This window comes from Kocuria arenosa, assembly GCF_042879215.1.
In the GTDB taxonomy this organism is placed as follows: Bacteria; Actinomycetota; Actinomycetes; order Actinomycetales; family Micrococcaceae; genus Kocuria; species Kocuria arenosa.
This window is the reverse complement of sequence record NZ_JBHZTA010000001.1, coordinates 35513-51222: the sequence shown is the minus strand read 5'-3', so window position 1 is coordinate 51222 and position 15710 is coordinate 35513. Positions and strand designations below refer to the sequence as shown.

Genomic DNA, 15710 nt, shown 5'->3' with positions numbered 1-15710 from the left:
CCGGGCGATGCTGGAAGCATGCCAGCACCTTCCACCGCCAGCGAGCCGCCCCGCGAGGTCCCCGGCGGGTCTCCCCGCGAGTCTCCCGGGCAACAGCCCGGCGACTCCCCCGGAGAGTCCCCCGGCGAGGCCTTCGGCGAGCCCTTCGGCGAGTTCTCCGGCGGGGGCGACCACCGGGACGTCGTCGTCGTCGGAGCCGGCCTGTCCGGCATCGGCGCGGCCTACCGCCTGCAGACCGAGCGCCCCGAGCTGTCCTACGCCGTACTGGAGGCCCGGGACGACCTGGGCGGGACCTGGGACCTGTTCCGCTACCCGGGCGTGCGCTCCGACTCCGACATGTTCACGCTCGGCTACTCCTTCAAACCGTGGCGGGACCCGCAGGCTCTCGCGGACGGCCCGTCGATCCTCGCCTACATCCACGAGACGGCGGCGGAGTTCGGCATCGACCGGCACGTCCGCCTCCGCACCCGGGTGGTCTCGGCCGACTGGTCCGGCGCCGAGCAGCGCTGGAGCCTCGGCCTCGAGGCCCGCGACGAGAACGGCACCGTCCACGAGCGAACCATGACGTGCTCGTTCCTGTACTCGTGCGCCGGCTACTACGACTACGACCGCGGCCACGACGCCGCGCTGCCCGGCTTGGCGGACTTCCGGGGCCGGGTGGTGCACCCGCAGTTCTGGCCCGAGGACCTGGACTGGACCGGCCGGCGCGTGCTGGTGGTCGGCAGCGGCGCCACCGCCGTGACCCTGGTGCCGGCCATGGCCGCCGAAGCCGCGAGCGTGACGATGCTGCAGCGCTCCCCCACGTGGATCAGCGCCGTGCCCGGCCGGGACAAGCGGGCCGACGCGCTGCGCCGGGCCCTGCCCGCGGGACTCGCCCACCGGGTCATCCGGACCAAGAACATCCTGTTCAGCACGGCCGTCTACCAGTTCTGCCGCCGCCGCCCGGCCGCGGCCCGGGTGTTCTTCACATCCCGGGCCGCGCGCATCCTCGGCTCCGAGGAGCTCGTGGCCGAGCACTTCACCCCGTCCTACGACCCGTGGGACCAGCGGCTGTGCGCGGTGCCGGACGCGGACCTGTTCAAGGCGCTGAGGAAGGGGCGGGCGGAGGTCGTCACGGCCACGATCGACACGTTCGTGCCCGAGGGCGTCCGGCTGAGCGACGGCCGGGTCCTCAAGGCCGACCTCGTGGTCACCGCCACGGGCCTGCGGCTGCTCCCCTTCGGCGGGATCGTCCTGACCGTGGACGGGACGCCCGTGGAGCTGCCCGAGCAGTTCGTGTGGAACGGCGCGATGCTCACCGGCGTGCCGAACTTCGCGCTGTGCATCGGCTACACCAACGCGTCCTGGACCCTGCGCGCCGACCTCACCCACCGGCTGGTGTGCAAGGTGCTCCGGCACCTGGAGCGCCACGACGCCGGGGCCGTGGTGCCGCGCGCCCGCCGGGGCATGGCCGAGCAGCCGCTGCTGGACCTCAGGTCCGGCTACGTCCAGCGCGCGATCGGCGCCTTTCCGCGCCAGGGCGACCGGCACCCGTGGCGGGTGCGGCAGAACTACCTGCTGGACTCCGCGACCACCCTGCGCACCCCGCTGTCCCGCACCCTCGACCTCGTCCCCCGCACCGCGGCCCGCCGCGGTGCCCGCCCGCAGGAGGCCCACGCATGACCGACCAGCAGGTCCCGCGCCCCGCCGCGGACGCCCCCGCCGGCACCCCGGACGCCCTGGAGGCCCCGGCGGCCCCGACGACGACGGTGGATCTCGCCGGCCGGCCCGTGCGCATCCGCCGCTCCGGGCCCACGGAGGCGCCGCCGCTCGTGCTGCTGCACGGCATCGGCCGGAGCCTGGAGGACTGGTCGGCCGCCCACGACCTGCTGGCCCGGGACCACCGCGTGCTCAGCATGGACCTCCCCGGTTTCGGGCTCACCCCCGCCGGCCCGGACCGGCCGGGGCTCGGGGCGTTCGCCCGCGCCGTGGTCGGCGTGCTCGACGCGCTCGGCGAGGACCGGCCGGTGCACCTCATGGGCAACTCCCTGGGCGGAGCCGTGGCCATGACCGTGGCCGCCGAGCACCCCGGGCGGGTCGCGGGGCTGCTGCTCGCCAACAGCGCCGGGTTCGGCCGGGAGGCCAACGTCTCCCCCCTGCCCATGGTCTGGGCCGGGCTGTCCCGGTTGCCCCTGGTGGGCCACCGGTTCCGGCCGCTGGCGCGGGCCGCCGCGGTGCGGTCCAACCGGAACTGCTTCTTCGACCCGTCCCTGGCCACCCCGGAGCTGCTGCGGCACGCGGCACGGGTGGGCTCCCAGCCGGACTTCCGGGCCACGTTCCTGGGCACCTACCGGAGCATCGGGCTGCCGGTGATCGGCGTGCTGCCCGGCTGGCGGAAGGCCCTGCTGGAGAAGGTGCGGGCGTCGGGCCTGCCCGTGCTCGTGGTGTGGGGCGACGCCGACGCCGTGCTGCCGGCCCGCCACGCCGAGGCCGCGGCCGCCGCCCTGCCGGGGGCGCGGCTGCACGTCTTCCCGGACACCGGGCACATGCCGCAGATCGAGCGCACCCACGAGCTCGTGGAGCTGGCGCGGGAGTTCGTGGCGTCGGTCGAGGAGTCGCGCGCCGCCCGCTGACCCCCGGACCCCACCGGAACTCCGCCGCGGGGTCGCGTTCCGGCGCTCAGCGCTGCACGCTCTCGCAGATGACGACCCCTCGGCCACAGGGGAGCGACGAGGCGTGGGCGGCACCGTCCGAACACCTGCGCACCTTCTCTGGGAAAGCGCTTTCTGGTACCGTCCTGCTCAACGCCCTCCCGTGACCCCCGTCACACGTGACCCACCCCCTCGAGGGCGTCCCCCTGATGACGGAAGAGGAACCATGCGGAAACGCACTGCGCACCTGTCCATCCCCACCGCCGTGGCCATGACGGCCGCCCTCCTCGCGGCGACCCCGGCGTCGGCCGCCCCCAGCCCCCTCGCCGACCCCGCGGCCCAGACCGCCCGCACACCGCTCGAGCGCCAGATCCTCCCGGAGAACGACGGGTGGGCCTCCCTGGGCACCGGCACGACCGGCGGCTCGGCCGCGGAGCCCGCCGACGTCTACGACGTCACGAACCGGACCGAGCTGCTGGCGGCGTTCGGGGCCGCGGGCGACCGCCCGAAGATCGTCCGCGTCCACGGCCGGATCGACGCCAACACCGCGCCGGACGGCTCCCCGCTGAGCTGCGACGACTACGCGGCCGGCACCGGCTACTCCCTGGAGCAGTACCTGGAGGCCTACGACCCCGCCACGTGGGGCCGGGACCGGGATCCGGCGGGCGCCCAGGAGGACGCCCGCCGGGTCGCCGCGCGCAATCAGGCGAGGACGATCCGCTGGGACATCCCGAGCAACACCACGATCGTCGGCGCGGGCGCGGACAGCGAGATCCGCGGCGCGGCCCTGCGGATCAACGGGACCGACAACGTCATCCTGCGCAACCTCACGTTCTCCGACTCCTCCGACTGCTTCCCCGCCTGGGACCCGGGCGACGGGAGCACCGGGGCCTGGAACAGCGAGTACGACCTGCTCCAGGTGGTCAACGGCGCCACCCACGTCTGGATCGACCACTCGGAGTTCACGGACGCCCCGAACCTGGACAGCGAGCAGCCCTCCTACTTCGGCACCCCCTACCAGGTGCACGACGGCGCGGTCGACGTGACCAACGGGTCGGACCTGGTCACCATGTCCTACAACCGGTTCACCGACCACGACAAGCTGATGCTCATCGGGTCCACCGACTCCACCAACCGGGGCGACCCGGGCAGGCTCCGGGTGACCGTCCACCACAACGTGTTCGAGGACGTCGGGCAGCGGGCCCCCCGGGTGCGCTACGGCCAGGTGGACGTCTACAACAACCACTACGTGGTGCCGGAGGACGGCTCCGTCCCCTACGTGTACTCCCTGGGCGCGGGGATCGAGTCGCACCTCTACGCGGAGGCCAACGCCTTCACGCTCCCCGCCGGCACGGACGCCGCGGAGATCATCGGCCGGTACAAGGGCACGACCATCGCGACCGTGGACAACACCGTGAACGGCAAGAAGGTCGACGTGCGGGCCGCGTACAACGCCGCCGTCCCGGAGGCCGAGCGGCTGACCCACGACACCTCCTGGACGCCCGTGCTGCGCACGAAGGTCCACGCACCCCAGGCCGTGCCGGCGCTGCTCGCCCGCACCGCGGGCCCCGTCCTGAGCACCGGCGGCGACCGGTGAGGGCCCCCGGGGCGCCGAGCTGCCGCACCGTCCTGACCGCGTTCGCCCTGGCGGCCGGCTCTGCCGCGCTGACGGGTGCCACGGCCTCCTCGGCCCTCGCCACGACGGGGGCCATCGGCAACAGCGGCGGGACGCGGCGCACCCGGCCGGCGCTGGTCGTCGTCGGGGACTCGACGTCCTCCGCGTACCAGCACTCCGAGCGCCCGCGCGCCGGGTGGGGCCAGGCCCTGCCCCTGCTGCTGGGGCCCCAGGCCGGCGTGCTCGACCTCGCCTGGTCCGGGGCCTCGTCCAAGAGCTACGCGGACGCCGGGCTGCTGGACCGGGCGCTGTCCCTGCTGCAGCCGGGAGACCACCTGCTGATCTCCTTCGGCCACAACGACGAGAAGGTCGAGGACCCGGCCCGCGGCACCCTGCCGGGCTCCACCTTCGAGGAGTACCTGCGCCGCTACCTCGACGGCGCCGCCGCGCGCGGGGCGCAGCCCGTGCTGGTCACCCCCGTGGAGCGCCGGCGCTTCGACGCCTTCGGGGCCGCGCGGGACACCCACGGCGCCTATCCGCAGGCGGTGCGCGAGCTCGCCGCGGCCACCGGTACGCCCCTGGTGGACCTGACCGCCTCGTCCAAGGACCTGTGGCAGCGCCTCGGCACGGAGGGGACCACATCCCACTTCCTGCACCTGGCCCCGGGGCAGCACCCGCAGTACCCGCAGGGCTCCGAGGACAACACCCACTTCCAGGCCCTCGGCGCGCTGGCCGTCGCCCGGCTGGTCGCGCGCGAGCTGCGGTCGAAGCGGATCGTGCCGCCGGGCTGGTTCCCGGATCCCGACGCCGTGACGGACCCGCTGGCCCGGATGTTCTGGCCGAGCGAGCGCCCCGTGGACACCCCCGTGGTGCTCGACGTCGGCCCCGGCAGGCCGTTCCGGACCGTGCAGGCCGCCGTGGACGCGGCGGAGCCGGGCGGCGCCCGCCGGACGGTGATCCGGATCCAGCCCGGGGAGTACCGGGAGGTCCTGCGCGTGCCGGCGGGCAAGCCCCGGATCTCGCTCGTCGGGACGGGCGACCGCCCCGAGGACGTGGTGCTGGTGCACGACAACGCCTCCGGCACCGGGAAGCCCGACGGCAGCGGACCCTTCGGCACGTCCGGCAGCGCATCCGCCCGGGTGGACGGCGCGGACTTCGTGGCGCGCAACCTCACGTTCGCCAACGACTTCGACGAGGCCGCCCACCCGGAGATGAAGGACCGCCAGGCCGTGGCCCTGCACCTGACGGGCGACCGGGCGGTGCTGTCCGGGGTGCGCTTCCTCGGCAACCAGGACACCCTGCTGGTCAACTCGCCGGCGAGCGGTGTGGCCTCGAGGTCCTGGTTCGACCGGTGCTGGGTGGAGGGCGACGTCGACTTCGTCTTCGGCCGCGGCACGGCCGTCTTCGAGGACTGCGAGATCCGGTCCCTCGACCGTGGCTCCGCCACCAACAACGGCTACGTCACGGCCGGCAGCCAGGACCTCAGCATCGCGCACGGCTACCTCTTCGACCGGTGCCGCTTCACGTCCGATGCGGCACGGGGCACCGTGCACCTGGGCCGGCCGTGGCACCCCAGCGGGGATCCGCGGGCCGTCGCGCAGGTCCTGGTCCGGGACTCGTGGCTCGGCGCCCACGTCTCGGCGAGCCCGTGGACGGACATGAGCGGCTTCTCGTGGCGCGAGGCACGCTTCGCCGAGCACCACAACCGGGGCCCGGGGGCGCAGGTCACCCCCGACCGCCCGCAACTGCCGGCCGGGGAGGAGGCGCGGTTCACGGTCCGCACCTACCTCGAGGGCGACGACGGGTGGGCGCCGCAGCTGGCGGGCACGGCGGCCGACAGCACGGCGCTGCTCGCGCTGCAGGACTGACCCAGGACGCGCGCGGCACCGGTGCGAGCGGCTCGCGCCGGTGCCGCACCGTGCGCGGGCCGCAACCGCGGATCAGCGCTCGGGGACGGCGGCGTGCCGGTCGGCCGCCCAGGATCCGAGCAGCCGGAGCCTCTCGGCCGAGGCCGAGCCCGGCTCGGCGGTGTAGATCATGAGGACCTGCCCGGGGTCGGCGGTGACGGCCAGCTCCTGATAGGCCAGCGTCAGCTCCCCCACCACCGGGTGGCGGAAGCGCTTGGTGCCGGTGCCGTGGGTGCGCACGTCGTGGGTGGCCCACAGGGTGCGGAAGGTCTCGCTGCGGGTGGACAGCTCCCCGACGAGGTCCTGCATCGCCCGGTCGTGCGGGTCGCGGCCGGCCTCGGCGCGCATGATCGCCACGCACATGCCCGCGAACACCTCCCAGTCCGGGCAGAACTCCCGGGAGGCCGGATCCAGGAACCGGAACCGGGCGAGGTTGGGGGTGCGTCCGCCGTCGCCGAGCAGCGGGGCGCAGAAGGCCCGGCCCAGGGCGTTGGTGGCCAGCAGGTCCTGGTGCTGGTTCCGCACGAACGCCACCCCGCCGGTGATCGCCTCGAGCGCCCACTGGAGCCCCGGCCGGGAGCTCGCCTGCCTCGCCGCCCGGCGGCGCGGGCGCCGGGCGGCGGACACGCCGTCGGCCGCCCGCGCCAGGTCGAGCAGGTGCGCCCGCTCGGTCTCGTCCAGGCGCAGCGCGGCGGCGACCGCCTCCAGCACCGAGGCCGAGGCCCCGGCAACCGCCCCGCGCTCGAGCTTGGCGTAGTACTCCACGCTCACCCCGGCCAGGGCCGCCACCTCGGAGCGGCGCAGCCCCGGCACCCGGCGGTTGCCCCCGGTCGGCAGACCGGCCTGGGCCGGGGTGAGCTTGGCCCGGCGCGAGACGAGGCAGTCCCGGACCTCGGTGCGGTTGTCCATCCCGCCAGGATAGGGCGCGGCCGGAGCCGGAGGGTGCCCTGCCGGTACACCCCCCGGCAGGGCACCCTCGCGGCGGGAGCCGGGGGTTGACTGGGGAGCATGCCCCGTCCTGCGCAACGGCCCTCCGGCCGGCGCAGCTCGCACCCGACCGTCCGCACCACGGACCACCGCACCACGGACCACCGCACCAGAAGGAGGACACCACCATGCGTGGAGTCATCATGCACGCCCTCGGCGACGTCCGGGTCGAGGACCGCCAGGACCCGGAGATCGTCGAGCCCACGGACGCGATCATCCGGCTGAGCGCGACCTGCATCTGCGGCTCCGACCTGTGGCCCTACCGCGGCGTCGAGGACGTCGACCACACCCTGATGGGCCACGAGTACGTCGGGGTGGTCGAGGAGATCGGCGCCGAGGTGAAGACCCTTCAGGTCGGCGACTTCGTCGTCGGGTCCTTCGTCATCTCCGACAACACCTGCGAGATCTGCCGCGCCGGGTTCCAGTCCAAGTGCGTGCACGCCGAGTTCGTCGCCGGCACCATCGGCACCCAGGCGCAGAAGGCCCGCATCCCGCACGCCGACGGCACCCTCGTGGCCACCCCGGGACAGCCGGACCCCGAGCTGATCCCCTCGCTGCTGGCCGCCTCCGACGTGCTGGGCACCGGCTGGTTCGCCGCCGTCGCCGCCGAGGCCGGACCCGGCAAGACCGTCGCCGTCGTCGGCGACGGCGCCGTCGGGCTCATGGCGGTCCTCGCCGCCCAGCAGCTCGGGGCGGAGCGCATCATCGCGGTGTCACGGCACCCGCAGCGCCAGGAGCTCGCCCGCTACTACGGCGCCGCCGACATCGTCGAGGACCGCGGCGAGGAGGGCGTGGCGAGGATCAAGGAGCTCACCCATGGGATCGGGGCGCACTCGGTGATCGAGGCCGTGGGCACCCAGGAGTCCTTCATGCAGGCCGTGGGCGCCACCCGCGGCGGCGTCCACCTGGGCTACGTGGGCGTCAACCACGACGTGCAGATCCCCGGCATCGAGCTGTTCTTCGCCGGCATCCACACCCGCGGCGGGCCCGCCCCGGTGCGCCGGTTCCTGCCCGAGCTGATCCAGCTCATCCGGGACCGGAAGATCGACCCCGGCAAGGTCTTCGACCTCACCCTGCCCCTGGAGCAGGCCGCCGAGGGCTACCGGGCCATGGACGAACGCCGCGCCACCAAGGTCCTGCTCACCCTCTGAGCCCCGGGGCGTCTGCGCTCGGCGCCGGCGGGCCGCGGGCCCCGGCCCGACGGAGGAGCCGCGGACAGGCGCCGCGGACGCGCCGGCGGCGGAGCGTGGAGGCCTCACGGACGCAGCTGCGCGGCGGCGGCCTCCCGGTGGCCCGGTTCCCCGGACGCCAGGGCGAAGAGGGCGTAGTTGAGGGGTCCCGCGGCCACGAGCGCCTCGCAGCGGTCGGCGAGGCGGGGTTCGTGGCGGCCGGTGAGCTCCTCGTAGGCGCGGACGGTCGCCGCGAAGGACTCGGGCGGGGCGATGAGGTGCTGGTACATGAGGTCCAGGGCCGGGTCGCCGACGCCGGCCGTCGTCCAGTCCAGGACGGACAGGATCCGGTCGCCGTCGTCGAGCAGCAGGTGGGCGGGATAGAGCTCGCCGTGCGTGAGGACGGTGCGGCGCGGCCACAGCCCGTCGTCGTCGAGCCAGGCCCTCCACCGGGCGGCGAGCTCCGCGGAGACGTCGAACTCCCCGAGCACCCGCTCGAGGTCGGACGCCCACCGCCGGCGCACCTGGTCGGGGGTCGCGGCGGGGACCCCGGCCGCGGCCGCGGCGGGGGCGTCCAGGCGGTGGAGGGACGCGACGAGCTCCGCCAGGGACCGGGCGTACTCCGGGGAGGCCGTGTCGTAGTGCCAGACCGGCTGTCCCGCGGCGTCGAGGGTGAGACCGGGCCGGCCGGGCAGCAGGGGATAGGCGACGAGCCCCGGTCCCGCGATCCGCCAGTCGGGGACGGCCGCGGCGAGCCGTGGGCGCACGAAGTCGAGGATCCGCCGCTCGTCGGCCACCTTGGCCGCGACGTCGGGGCGGCGCGGGATCCGCAGCACCCACTGCTCGCCGGTCCCGGAGACGGCGGCGAACACCACCCGGTAGTCCAGTCCCGCCTCCTCGAACCGGAGGGTGCCCGGCTCCAGGTCCAGGCCGTGCCGCGCGGCGAGCGCGCGGACGTCCTGCTCGGTCGCGGGCTCAGGCTCCACGGCGGTCCCCCTCGGGCACGGGGTCGTGGCGCGGCGGGGTGCCGCCGGTGAACGAGCGCACCCACGCCTCGTCCTTGTACTGCGCGGGCACCGCGCCGCCGAGGAGCTCCCGGCTCAGCGCGGCCGCCCCGGGCGAGCCCTCCAGCGGCAGCGGCGCGGAGGAGGCGGCCAGCACGATGTTGCCGTAGCGGCGGCCCTTGAGCATCGCCGGGTCCGCCACGGCGGCGACGTGCTCGAACACCTCGGACAGCGCGGCGAGCTCGGCGCGGGCCCCGGCCAGGTCCCGGGTGTCACCGCAGTTGAGCACGTACAGCCCGCCCGGGGCCAGGACGCGCTCCACGTGCCGGGCGAACTCCACCGTGGTGAGCGGCTCGGGGGTCAGGGCGCCGGCGAAGACGTCGCGGACCACGACGTCCCGGGTGGCAGGGCTCAGCGACTCCGTCACGGCCCGGGCCTCCCCCACCCGGATCCGCAGCAGCGGGGCGCGCGGGAGGTCGAACCACTCCCGGACCAGCTCGGCGAGCCGCCCGTCGAGCTCGACGACGACCTGCCGCGCCGCCGGGTGCGCGTGGGCGAGGAACCGGGCGAGCGAGCAGGCGCCGCCGCCGAGGTGCAGCACCCGCAGCCGCTCCGGGTCCAGGTGCGCACCGACGTGGGCGTCCACGACCGCGGCGATCCAGCGCATGTACTCGAAGTCCAGCCGCTCGGGGTGCTCCGGGTCCACGTGGGAGGAGGGGACCCCGTTGACGTGCAGCACCCAGGAGCCGGGGGCGTAGGCGTCGGGCACGAGCTCGGCGGTGCCGGTCGAGATCTCGTAGCTCCCGGCCACGGGGCCGGTGGGCCCGGCGGGGGCCGGCGCGGTGCGCGAGCGGCGGGACGCCCGGCTCACGCGGTCCCCGTCCGCAGCATGCGGTGCATGTGCTGCCCAGCCCAGGGCCCACCGGCGGGGAAGGACTCGGCCAGGGCCCGGAAGCCGTGCCTGGCGTAGAAGCGCTCGGCGCGGGCGTTGCCGTCCATGATCCACAGGTACGCGTCCGCGGAGCCGATGGCGGCCTCCTGCAGGGCGGCGCCGACGCCCGTGCCGTGGGCGGCCCCCAGCACGTAGAGCTGGAACAGCTGCAGCGGGACGAGCGGGGCGGGCACCCCGGCCCGCCCCTCCCACGCGGCGGGGGCCGGGCCGGCGGAGACCAGCCCGAGAGGGGTCCCGTCGTCGTCGACCGCGAGGAGGGTGCGCACGTCCGGGTCGGCGAGGAGGGTGCGGTCGTAGCCGGCGGTGCGATCGGCGGCGGCCTGCTGCCGGCCGGCGAAGGCGTCGCCGAAGAGCGGCCGGTAGGTCTCGTCGAGGCAGCGCAGGTGCAGGGCGGACCAGACCTCGACGTCGGACGGTCCGGCGGTCCGCAGGTGGACCGCCGCGGGGGCAGTGCTCAGGACTCGATCGCCTGCCGCTGGATCGCGGCCTCGAGGCGTTCGACCTTGCCCTGCATCTCGCCCGTGTGGCCGGGGCGGATGTCGGCCTTGAGCACGAGGGAGACCCGGGGCCCGTAGGCGCCCACGGCCTCGGTGGCGCGCTTGACGACGTCCATGACCTCGTCCCACTCGCCCTCGATCGTGGTGAACATGGCGTCGGTCTCGTGCGGCAGGCCGGACTCGCGGACCACGCGGACGGCGGCGGCGACGGCGTCGTGGACGGAACCGCTCGGGTTCTCGCCACCGGACGGGGAGACGGAGAAGGCAACCAGCATGCCCCCATCCTCCCACCCGGCGGCGCCCGGGTGAACCCCGGGGACGACGACGGCCCCGCCGTTACGCAGTGACGCGGCGGCGGGGCCGGACCCGGGCTCAACCGATCGGCTGCTCAGCCCATCGGATCGGCTCGGCGGATCACCGGTCGGCGAGCTGCTCCAGCACGGCGACCTTCGAGGGATCCTTGGCGCCCCGGTTCCAGGGCATCTTCGAGAGCACGTTGGCCATGGCGCAGGTGTTGGACAGCGCGGAGTACGCGAGCCCACCGCCGACGCCCGCGGCGACGGCGCGCAGCTTCGGGGAGACCAGCTGCCCGCCCACCACGCTCGCCAGCACGAGCGAGCCGGCGACCATGCGGACCTGGCGGTCCACGGCCCAGGTCGAGGCGCCGCGGACGACCGCGCCGCCGGCCCTCTCGAAGTCGTCGACGGTGCCGTCGACGACGTAGGTGTTCGCGGCGCCGGCCGAGGAGAGGATGCCCTGGGCGCGGGAGGCCCGGGCGCCGGAGCGGCAGATCAGGGCGACCTTGCCGCCGAGGGCCTCGGCGATGTCCTGCGCGTGGTCGGCGACGAGGTCGACGGGGACGTTGCAGGCGCCGTCGATGTGCTCGGCTGCGAACTCGGCGGCGGAGCGCACGTCGAGGACGGCGACCTCCTCTCCGGACTCGATCCAGGACTTCAGCTCGGCGGGGGCGACGTGCGAGGTCATGCGGCAGTTCCTTCCGGGGTGTCGGTGGATGTGCCATCATTCTGCACTATACCCCCCTGGGTATACAAGATCCCCCAGGGGGTATAGACTCGTGGGAGCAGACCACCCCACCCAGGAGCGCCCCGTGCAACTCGACCCCCAGGACCTCACCCCCACCATCAACCGGCTCAAGCGGGCCCAGGGCCAGCTCGGCGCCGTCATCCGCATGCTCGAGGAGAGCCGCGAGTGCAAGGACGTGGTGACGCAGCTCTCCGCCGTCTCCCGCGCCCTCGACAAGGCGGGCTTCTCCATCATCGCCACGGGTCTGGACCAGTGCCTGCGCTCGGAGGACCCGAGCCTGGACAAGGCCGAGCTGGAGAAGATGTTCCTCTCCCTGGCCTGAGCGGCCCGGCCCCAGCAGCCCGGCCCCAGCGGCCCGGCCCCAGCAGCCCGGCCCGAGCAGTCCGGGCGGAGCGGTCCCGTCCGGGTCGGTCCCGTCCGGGTCGCGGTCCGGGCCCCGGCGGGTCCTCGCGCCCCGACGCACCGCCCCGGCCCTCCGGTGGGCGGGCCCTAGACTGGGCACGGACCCAGCCCGACCGTCGGAGGACCTCGCCACCATGACCCAAGGCATCTACGTCAGCGCCATGACGCCGCAGTCCGGCAAGTCGCTCGTGGCCCTCGGCCTGGCCGACTCGCTGTTCCGCAAGACGGACCGCCTGGGCTACTTCCGGCCCGTCCACCTCGGGGGGACCCCGGCGGAGGACCCGATGGTGCAGCTGATGAAGCGCAATTTCGACCTCCCGGACGAGCGCTGCCGCGGCGGCATCTCCCTGGCCCGCACCCGGGAGCTGCTCGCCGCCGGGGACCACGACGAGCTGGACGCGATGGCCGTGACCGTCTACGGCGAGATGGCCCGGCACTGCGACGTGATCGTGGTGGACGGCACCGACCTCCTGGCGCACAACGCGGCCACCGCCGAGTTCGACATGAACGCCCGGATGGCCAACAACCTGGGCGCCTCCGTCCTGGCCGTCATCGGCGCCGACGAGTCCGAGAGCCCCGAGGACGTGCTCAACGCGGTCGAGGTCACCCGTGCCGAGCTGAACCAGGTGCGGTGCGACATCTTCGCGGTCATCGTCAACCGCGTCCGCCCCGACTGGGTGGAGCGGATCGAGCACAACGCCGCCCGCGGCGTGCGGGGCCTGCCCGTGTACGTCATCGCCGAGAACGAGGCGGTCGCCGCGCCCACCGTCGCCGAGCTGCGGGACCGGCACGGGTTCGGGGACGGCCCGTCCGCGGTCTCCCTGGACCGCGACGTCAAGGGTGTCAAGATCGCCGCGATGACCGTGGGCCACTACCTGGAGCAGCTCGCCGACGGCGACTTCGTCATCACGCCGGGAGACCGCTCCGACATCGTCGTCGCGTCCCTGGCCTCCGCCCTCTCCCCCGCCCTGCCCGTCCCCTCCGGGATGCTGCTGACGGGCGGCTTCGACACCGAGGGGCGGATCCGGGAGCTCACCGCCGCGGCGCCGTTCCCCGTGCTGACCACCGGGCTGGACACCTACCGGGCCGCCCGGGAGGTGTCCCGGACCCGGGGCACCCTCTCCGGGGCGCACCCGCGCAAGGTCGCGGCCGCGCTCGGCGAGTGGGCCCGGCGGGTGGACGGCGAGGAGCTCGTGAGCCGGCTCGACCTGCCGCGCCCGGCCAAGCGCACGCCCCTGCGCTTCCTCCACGAACTGGTCGAGACCGCCCGGGCGGACCGGAAGAACATCGTGCTGCCCGAGGGCGAGGACCCCCGCGTCCTGCGGGCCGCGGAGATGATCCACCGCCGCAACTTCTGCGACCTCACGGTCCTGGGCGACCCCGGGCGGATCACGCAGCTGTGCCAGACGGAGGGCATCAACCTCGACTTCGCCGAGGACGGGCTGACCCTCGTGGACTTCGAGCACGACGAGGCGCTGCGCGAGAAGTACGCCGGGGAGTACGTGCGGCTGCGCGCCCACAAGGGCGTGCAGAAGGAGACCGCGCTGGAGCGGATGCTCGACGGCTCCTACTTCGGCACCATGATGGTGCAGTTGGGGGACGTGGACGGCATGGTCTCCGGCGCCGCGCACACCACCGCCAACACCATCCGCCCCGCCCTGGAGTTCGTGAAGACCTCCGAGGGCGTGAAGATCGTCTCCTCCGTGTTCTTCATGCTCCTCGAGGACCGCGTGCTGGTCTACGGCGACTGTGCCGTGAACCCCAACCCGGACGCGCAGCAGCTCGCGGACATCGCGCTCGCCTCCGCCCGCACCGCCCGCCAGTTCGGGGTGGAGCCCAGGGTGGCGATGCTGTCCTACTCGACCGGCGGGTCCGGCTCCGGCGAGGACGTGGACAAGGTCCGGGCGGTCACCGAGATCGTGCGCGGCGCGGACCCGGAGCTCGAGGTGGAGGGCCCCATCCAGTACGACGCCGCGGTGGACGCCTCGATCGCGGCCTCGAAGCTGCCCGGCTCCGCCGTGGCCGGCCGGGCGACCGTGTTCGTCTTCCCGGACCTCAACACCGGCAACAACACCTACAAGGCCGTCCAGCAGTCGGCCGGCGCCGTGGCCGTGGGCCCGGTGCTGCAGGGGCTGCGCAAGCCCGTCAACGACCTCTCGCGCGGGTGCACCGTGGACGACATCGTCAACACGGTCGCGATCACCGCGATCCAGGCGCAGGGCATGTGACCCACCGCCTCCACCGTCCCCGTCCCCACAGCCCCCGGGAGTCCTCCATGCTCGTGCTCGTCGTCAACTGCGGCTCGTCCTCGCTCAAGTACCAGGTCCGGGAGCTCGAGGCCGGCGAGGACGGCGGGACGGTGCTGACCTCCGGGCTGATCGAGAACATCGGCAGCTCGCAGATCGAGGACCACACGCAGGCGCTCGAGCTGCTCGCGGAGCGGCTGGAGGCCGAGCTGGGAGGGCGCACGATCGACGCCGCGGGCCACCGCGTGGTCCACGGCGGCGAGCGCTTCTCCGCGCCGGTGCTCGCGACCCACGAGATCATCCGGGACATCGAGCGGCTGGTCCCGCTGGCGCCGCTGCACAACCCCGCCGCCGTCCTGGGCCTGCGGGCCGTGCAGAAGACGTGGCCGCGCCTGCCGCAGATCTGCGTGTTCGACACCGCGTTCCACCGCACGATGCCCGAGCACGTGTGGCGCTACGCCGTGCCGGAGGAGTTCTACGAGCGCTGGGGCATCCGCCGCTACGGGTTCCACGGCACGTCCCACGACTGGGTGACGGGGCAGGCGGCGCAGTTCCTGGGCGTCCCGCGCGAGCGGTTCAGCTGCGTGGTGGCGCACCTGGGCAACGGCGCATCGGTGACCGCGGTCAAGGACGGCGCCTCCTACGACACGTCGATGGGCTACACCCCGCTGGCGGGTCTGGTGATGGGAACCCGCACCGGGGACCTGGACCCCTCCGTGGTCACGGCCGTCCTGCGCCGGGACCCGGGGATGACCCCGGAGCGGCTCGACGCCGTGCTCAACAAGGAGTCCGGTCTGCGGGCGATCGCCGGCGACCACGACATGCGCGCCGTCCAGGAGGCCGCCGACCGCGGCGACGAGCGCGCCGAGCTGGCCCTGGAGATGGCCGCCCACCGCCTGGCGAAGTACGTGGGCGGCTACCACGTGGCCGTGGACGGCGCGCAGGCGCTGGTCTTCACGGCCGGGATCGGGGAGAACGCCTCGGCCTTCCGCGCCCGCGTCTGCGGCCGGCTGGGCGCCCTCGGGGTCGTGCTCGACGACGACGCCAACGCCGCCCGCTCGCGGGAGGTCCGCCGGATCTCCGCGCCGGGCTCCGCGCTCGAGGTGCTCGTGGTGCCCACCGACGAGGAGCAGGCCATCGCGGCGGCGACCGCGGCCCTTGTCGCGGACGGGTCCCCCGCCGCCTGACCGGCCCCGGGCGGCACGCCGTCCGAGCGCTCCGGGCGTCACGGTCCGCCGCACAGGGCGGGTCGACCCG

14 protein-coding genes are annotated in these 15710 nt (G+C 74.6%); 8 read left to right on the top strand and 6 right to left on the bottom strand.

Translation table 11 applies throughout. From position 1 onward, the window contains the following. Positions 1–18: 18 nt before the first annotated feature. The 4 genes from ACFYE3_RS00230 (at position 19) to ACFYE3_RS00215 (ending at position 6113) form a co-directional block, all read left to right on the top strand. Complete coding sequence (locus ACFYE3_RS00230) at positions 19–1662, top strand: flavin-containing monooxygenase (RefSeq protein ID WP_387605924.1); 1644 nt, start codon at positions 19–21, stop codon at positions 1660–1662. Next, positions 1659–2612, top strand: a complete 954-nt coding sequence (locus ACFYE3_RS00225; protein ID WP_387605925.1) for an alpha/beta fold hydrolase — start codon at positions 1659–1661, stop codon at positions 2610–2612. Before ACFYE3_RS00230 ends, ACFYE3_RS00225 begins: the two co-directional genes overlap by 4 nt. A gap of 244 nt (positions 2613–2856) precedes the next feature. Beyond that, complete coding sequence (locus ACFYE3_RS00220) at positions 2857–4227, top strand: pectate lyase family protein (RefSeq protein ID WP_387605928.1); 1371 nt, start codon at positions 2857–2859, stop codon at positions 4225–4227. Next, on the top strand, positions 4224–6113 hold the full coding sequence (locus tag ACFYE3_RS00215; protein ID WP_387605930.1) for a pectinesterase family protein: 1890 nt from the start codon (positions 4224–4226) through the stop codon (positions 6111–6113). Before ACFYE3_RS00220 ends, ACFYE3_RS00215 begins: the two co-directional genes overlap by 4 nt. Before the next feature lie 72 nt (positions 6114–6185). Here ACFYE3_RS00215 and ACFYE3_RS00210 read toward each other — a convergent pair whose 3' ends face one another. After that, positions 6186–7061: a helix-turn-helix domain-containing protein gene (locus tag ACFYE3_RS00210; RefSeq protein ID WP_387605933.1), complete on the bottom strand. Its 876-nt coding sequence runs from the start codon at positions 7059–7061 to the stop codon at positions 6186–6188. 206 nt (positions 7062–7267) lie between these two features. On the opposite strand from ACFYE3_RS00210, the gene ACFYE3_RS00205 reads away from it, so the two are divergent. Further along, on the top strand, positions 7268–8290 hold the full coding sequence (locus ACFYE3_RS00205) for a zinc-dependent alcohol dehydrogenase family protein (RefSeq protein ID WP_387605935.1): 1023 nt from the start codon (positions 7268–7270) through the stop codon (positions 8288–8290). 104 nt (positions 8291–8394) lie between these two features. Here ACFYE3_RS00205 and ACFYE3_RS00200 read toward each other — a convergent pair whose 3' ends face one another. The 5 genes from ACFYE3_RS00200 to ACFYE3_RS00180 all read right to left on the bottom strand — a co-directional run bounded on the left by ACFYE3_RS00200 (position 8395) and on the right by ACFYE3_RS00180 (position 11745). Then, positions 8395–9294: a macrolide 2'-phosphotransferase gene (locus ACFYE3_RS00200; RefSeq protein WP_387605937.1), complete on the bottom strand. Its 900-nt coding sequence runs from the start codon at positions 9292–9294 to the stop codon at positions 8395–8397. Beyond that, positions 9284–10183, bottom strand: coding sequence for a spermidine synthase (locus ACFYE3_RS00195; RefSeq protein WP_387605939.1), 900 nt, complete (start codon positions 10181–10183; stop codon positions 9284–9286). The genes ACFYE3_RS00200 and ACFYE3_RS00195 overlap by 11 nt, the downstream gene beginning before the upstream one ends. After that, the gene (locus ACFYE3_RS00190) at positions 10180–10647 is read right to left on the bottom strand and encodes a GNAT family N-acetyltransferase (RefSeq protein WP_387806042.1); all 468 of its coding nucleotides are present in this window, start codon (positions 10645–10647) and stop codon (positions 10180–10182) included. The genes ACFYE3_RS00195 and ACFYE3_RS00190 overlap by 4 nt, the downstream gene beginning before the upstream one ends. Positions 10648–10718: 71 nt before the next feature. Further along, on the bottom strand, positions 10719–11036 hold the full coding sequence (locus ACFYE3_RS00185; RefSeq protein ID WP_387605940.1) for a thiamine-binding protein: 318 nt from the start codon (positions 11034–11036) through the stop codon (positions 10719–10721). A gap of 139 nt (positions 11037–11175) precedes the next feature. Next, positions 11176–11745 carry a rhodanese-like domain-containing protein gene (locus ACFYE3_RS00180; RefSeq protein WP_387605942.1) on the bottom strand — a complete coding sequence of 190 codons (570 nt, stop codon included), beginning with the start codon at positions 11743–11745 and terminating at the stop codon, positions 11176–11178. 124 nt (positions 11746–11869) lie between these two features. On the opposite strand from ACFYE3_RS00180, the gene ACFYE3_RS00175 reads away from it, so the two are divergent. The 3 genes from ACFYE3_RS00175 to ACFYE3_RS00165 all read left to right on the top strand — a co-directional run bounded on the left by ACFYE3_RS00175 (position 11870) and on the right by ACFYE3_RS00165 (position 15640). Further along, positions 11870–12127 carry a metal-sensitive transcriptional regulator gene (locus ACFYE3_RS00175; RefSeq protein WP_017832999.1) on the top strand — a complete coding sequence of 86 codons (258 nt, stop codon included), beginning with the start codon at positions 11870–11872 and terminating at the stop codon, positions 12125–12127. 214 nt (positions 12128–12341) lie between these two features. Beyond that, positions 12342–14435 (top strand): phosphate acetyltransferase, encoded by a 2094-nt coding sequence (pta, locus tag ACFYE3_RS00170; protein ID WP_387605945.1) that lies wholly within the window; start codon positions 12342–12344, stop codon positions 14433–14435. Positions 14436–14482: 47 nt separating this feature from the next. Further along, a complete protein-coding gene (locus ACFYE3_RS00165) occupies positions 14483–15640 on the top strand; it encodes an acetate/propionate family kinase (RefSeq protein ID WP_387605947.1) in 1158 nt (385 codons plus the stop codon). Positions 15641–15710 lie beyond the last annotated feature (70 nt).

Bases quoted from the DNA above. Each gene is read 5' to 3' on its own strand.
- ACFYE3_RS00230 (WP_387605924.1), top strand. From the start codon at position 19: ATGCCAGCACCTTCCACCGCCAGCGAGCCGCCCCGCGAGGTCCCCGGC.
- ACFYE3_RS00225 (WP_387605925.1), top strand. From the start codon at position 1,659: ATGACCGACCAGCAGGTCCCGCGCCCCGCCGCGGACGCCCCCGCCGGC.
- ACFYE3_RS00220 (WP_387605928.1), top strand. From the start codon at position 2,857: ATGCGGAAACGCACTGCGCACCTGTCCATCCCCACCGCCGTGGCCATG.
- ACFYE3_RS00210 (WP_387605933.1), bottom strand. From the start codon at position 7,061: ATGGACAACCGCACCGAGGTCCGGGACTGCCTCGTCTCGCGCCGGGCC.
- ACFYE3_RS00205 (WP_387605935.1), top strand. From the start codon at position 7,268: ATGCGTGGAGTCATCATGCACGCCCTCGGCGACGTCCGGGTCGAGGAC.
- ACFYE3_RS00185 (WP_387605940.1), bottom strand. From the start codon at position 11,036: ATGCTGGTTGCCTTCTCCGTCTCCCCGTCCGGTGGCGAGAACCCGAGC.
- ACFYE3_RS00180 (WP_387605942.1), bottom strand. From the start codon at position 11,745: ATGACCTCGCACGTCGCCCCCGCCGAGCTGAAGTCCTGGATCGAGTCC.
- pta (WP_387605945.1), top strand. From the start codon at position 12,342: ATGACCCAAGGCATCTACGTCAGCGCCATGACGCCGCAGTCCGGCAAG.
- ACFYE3_RS00165 (WP_387605947.1), top strand. From the start codon at position 14,483: ATGCTCGTGCTCGTCGTCAACTGCGGCTCGTCCTCGCTCAAGTACCAG.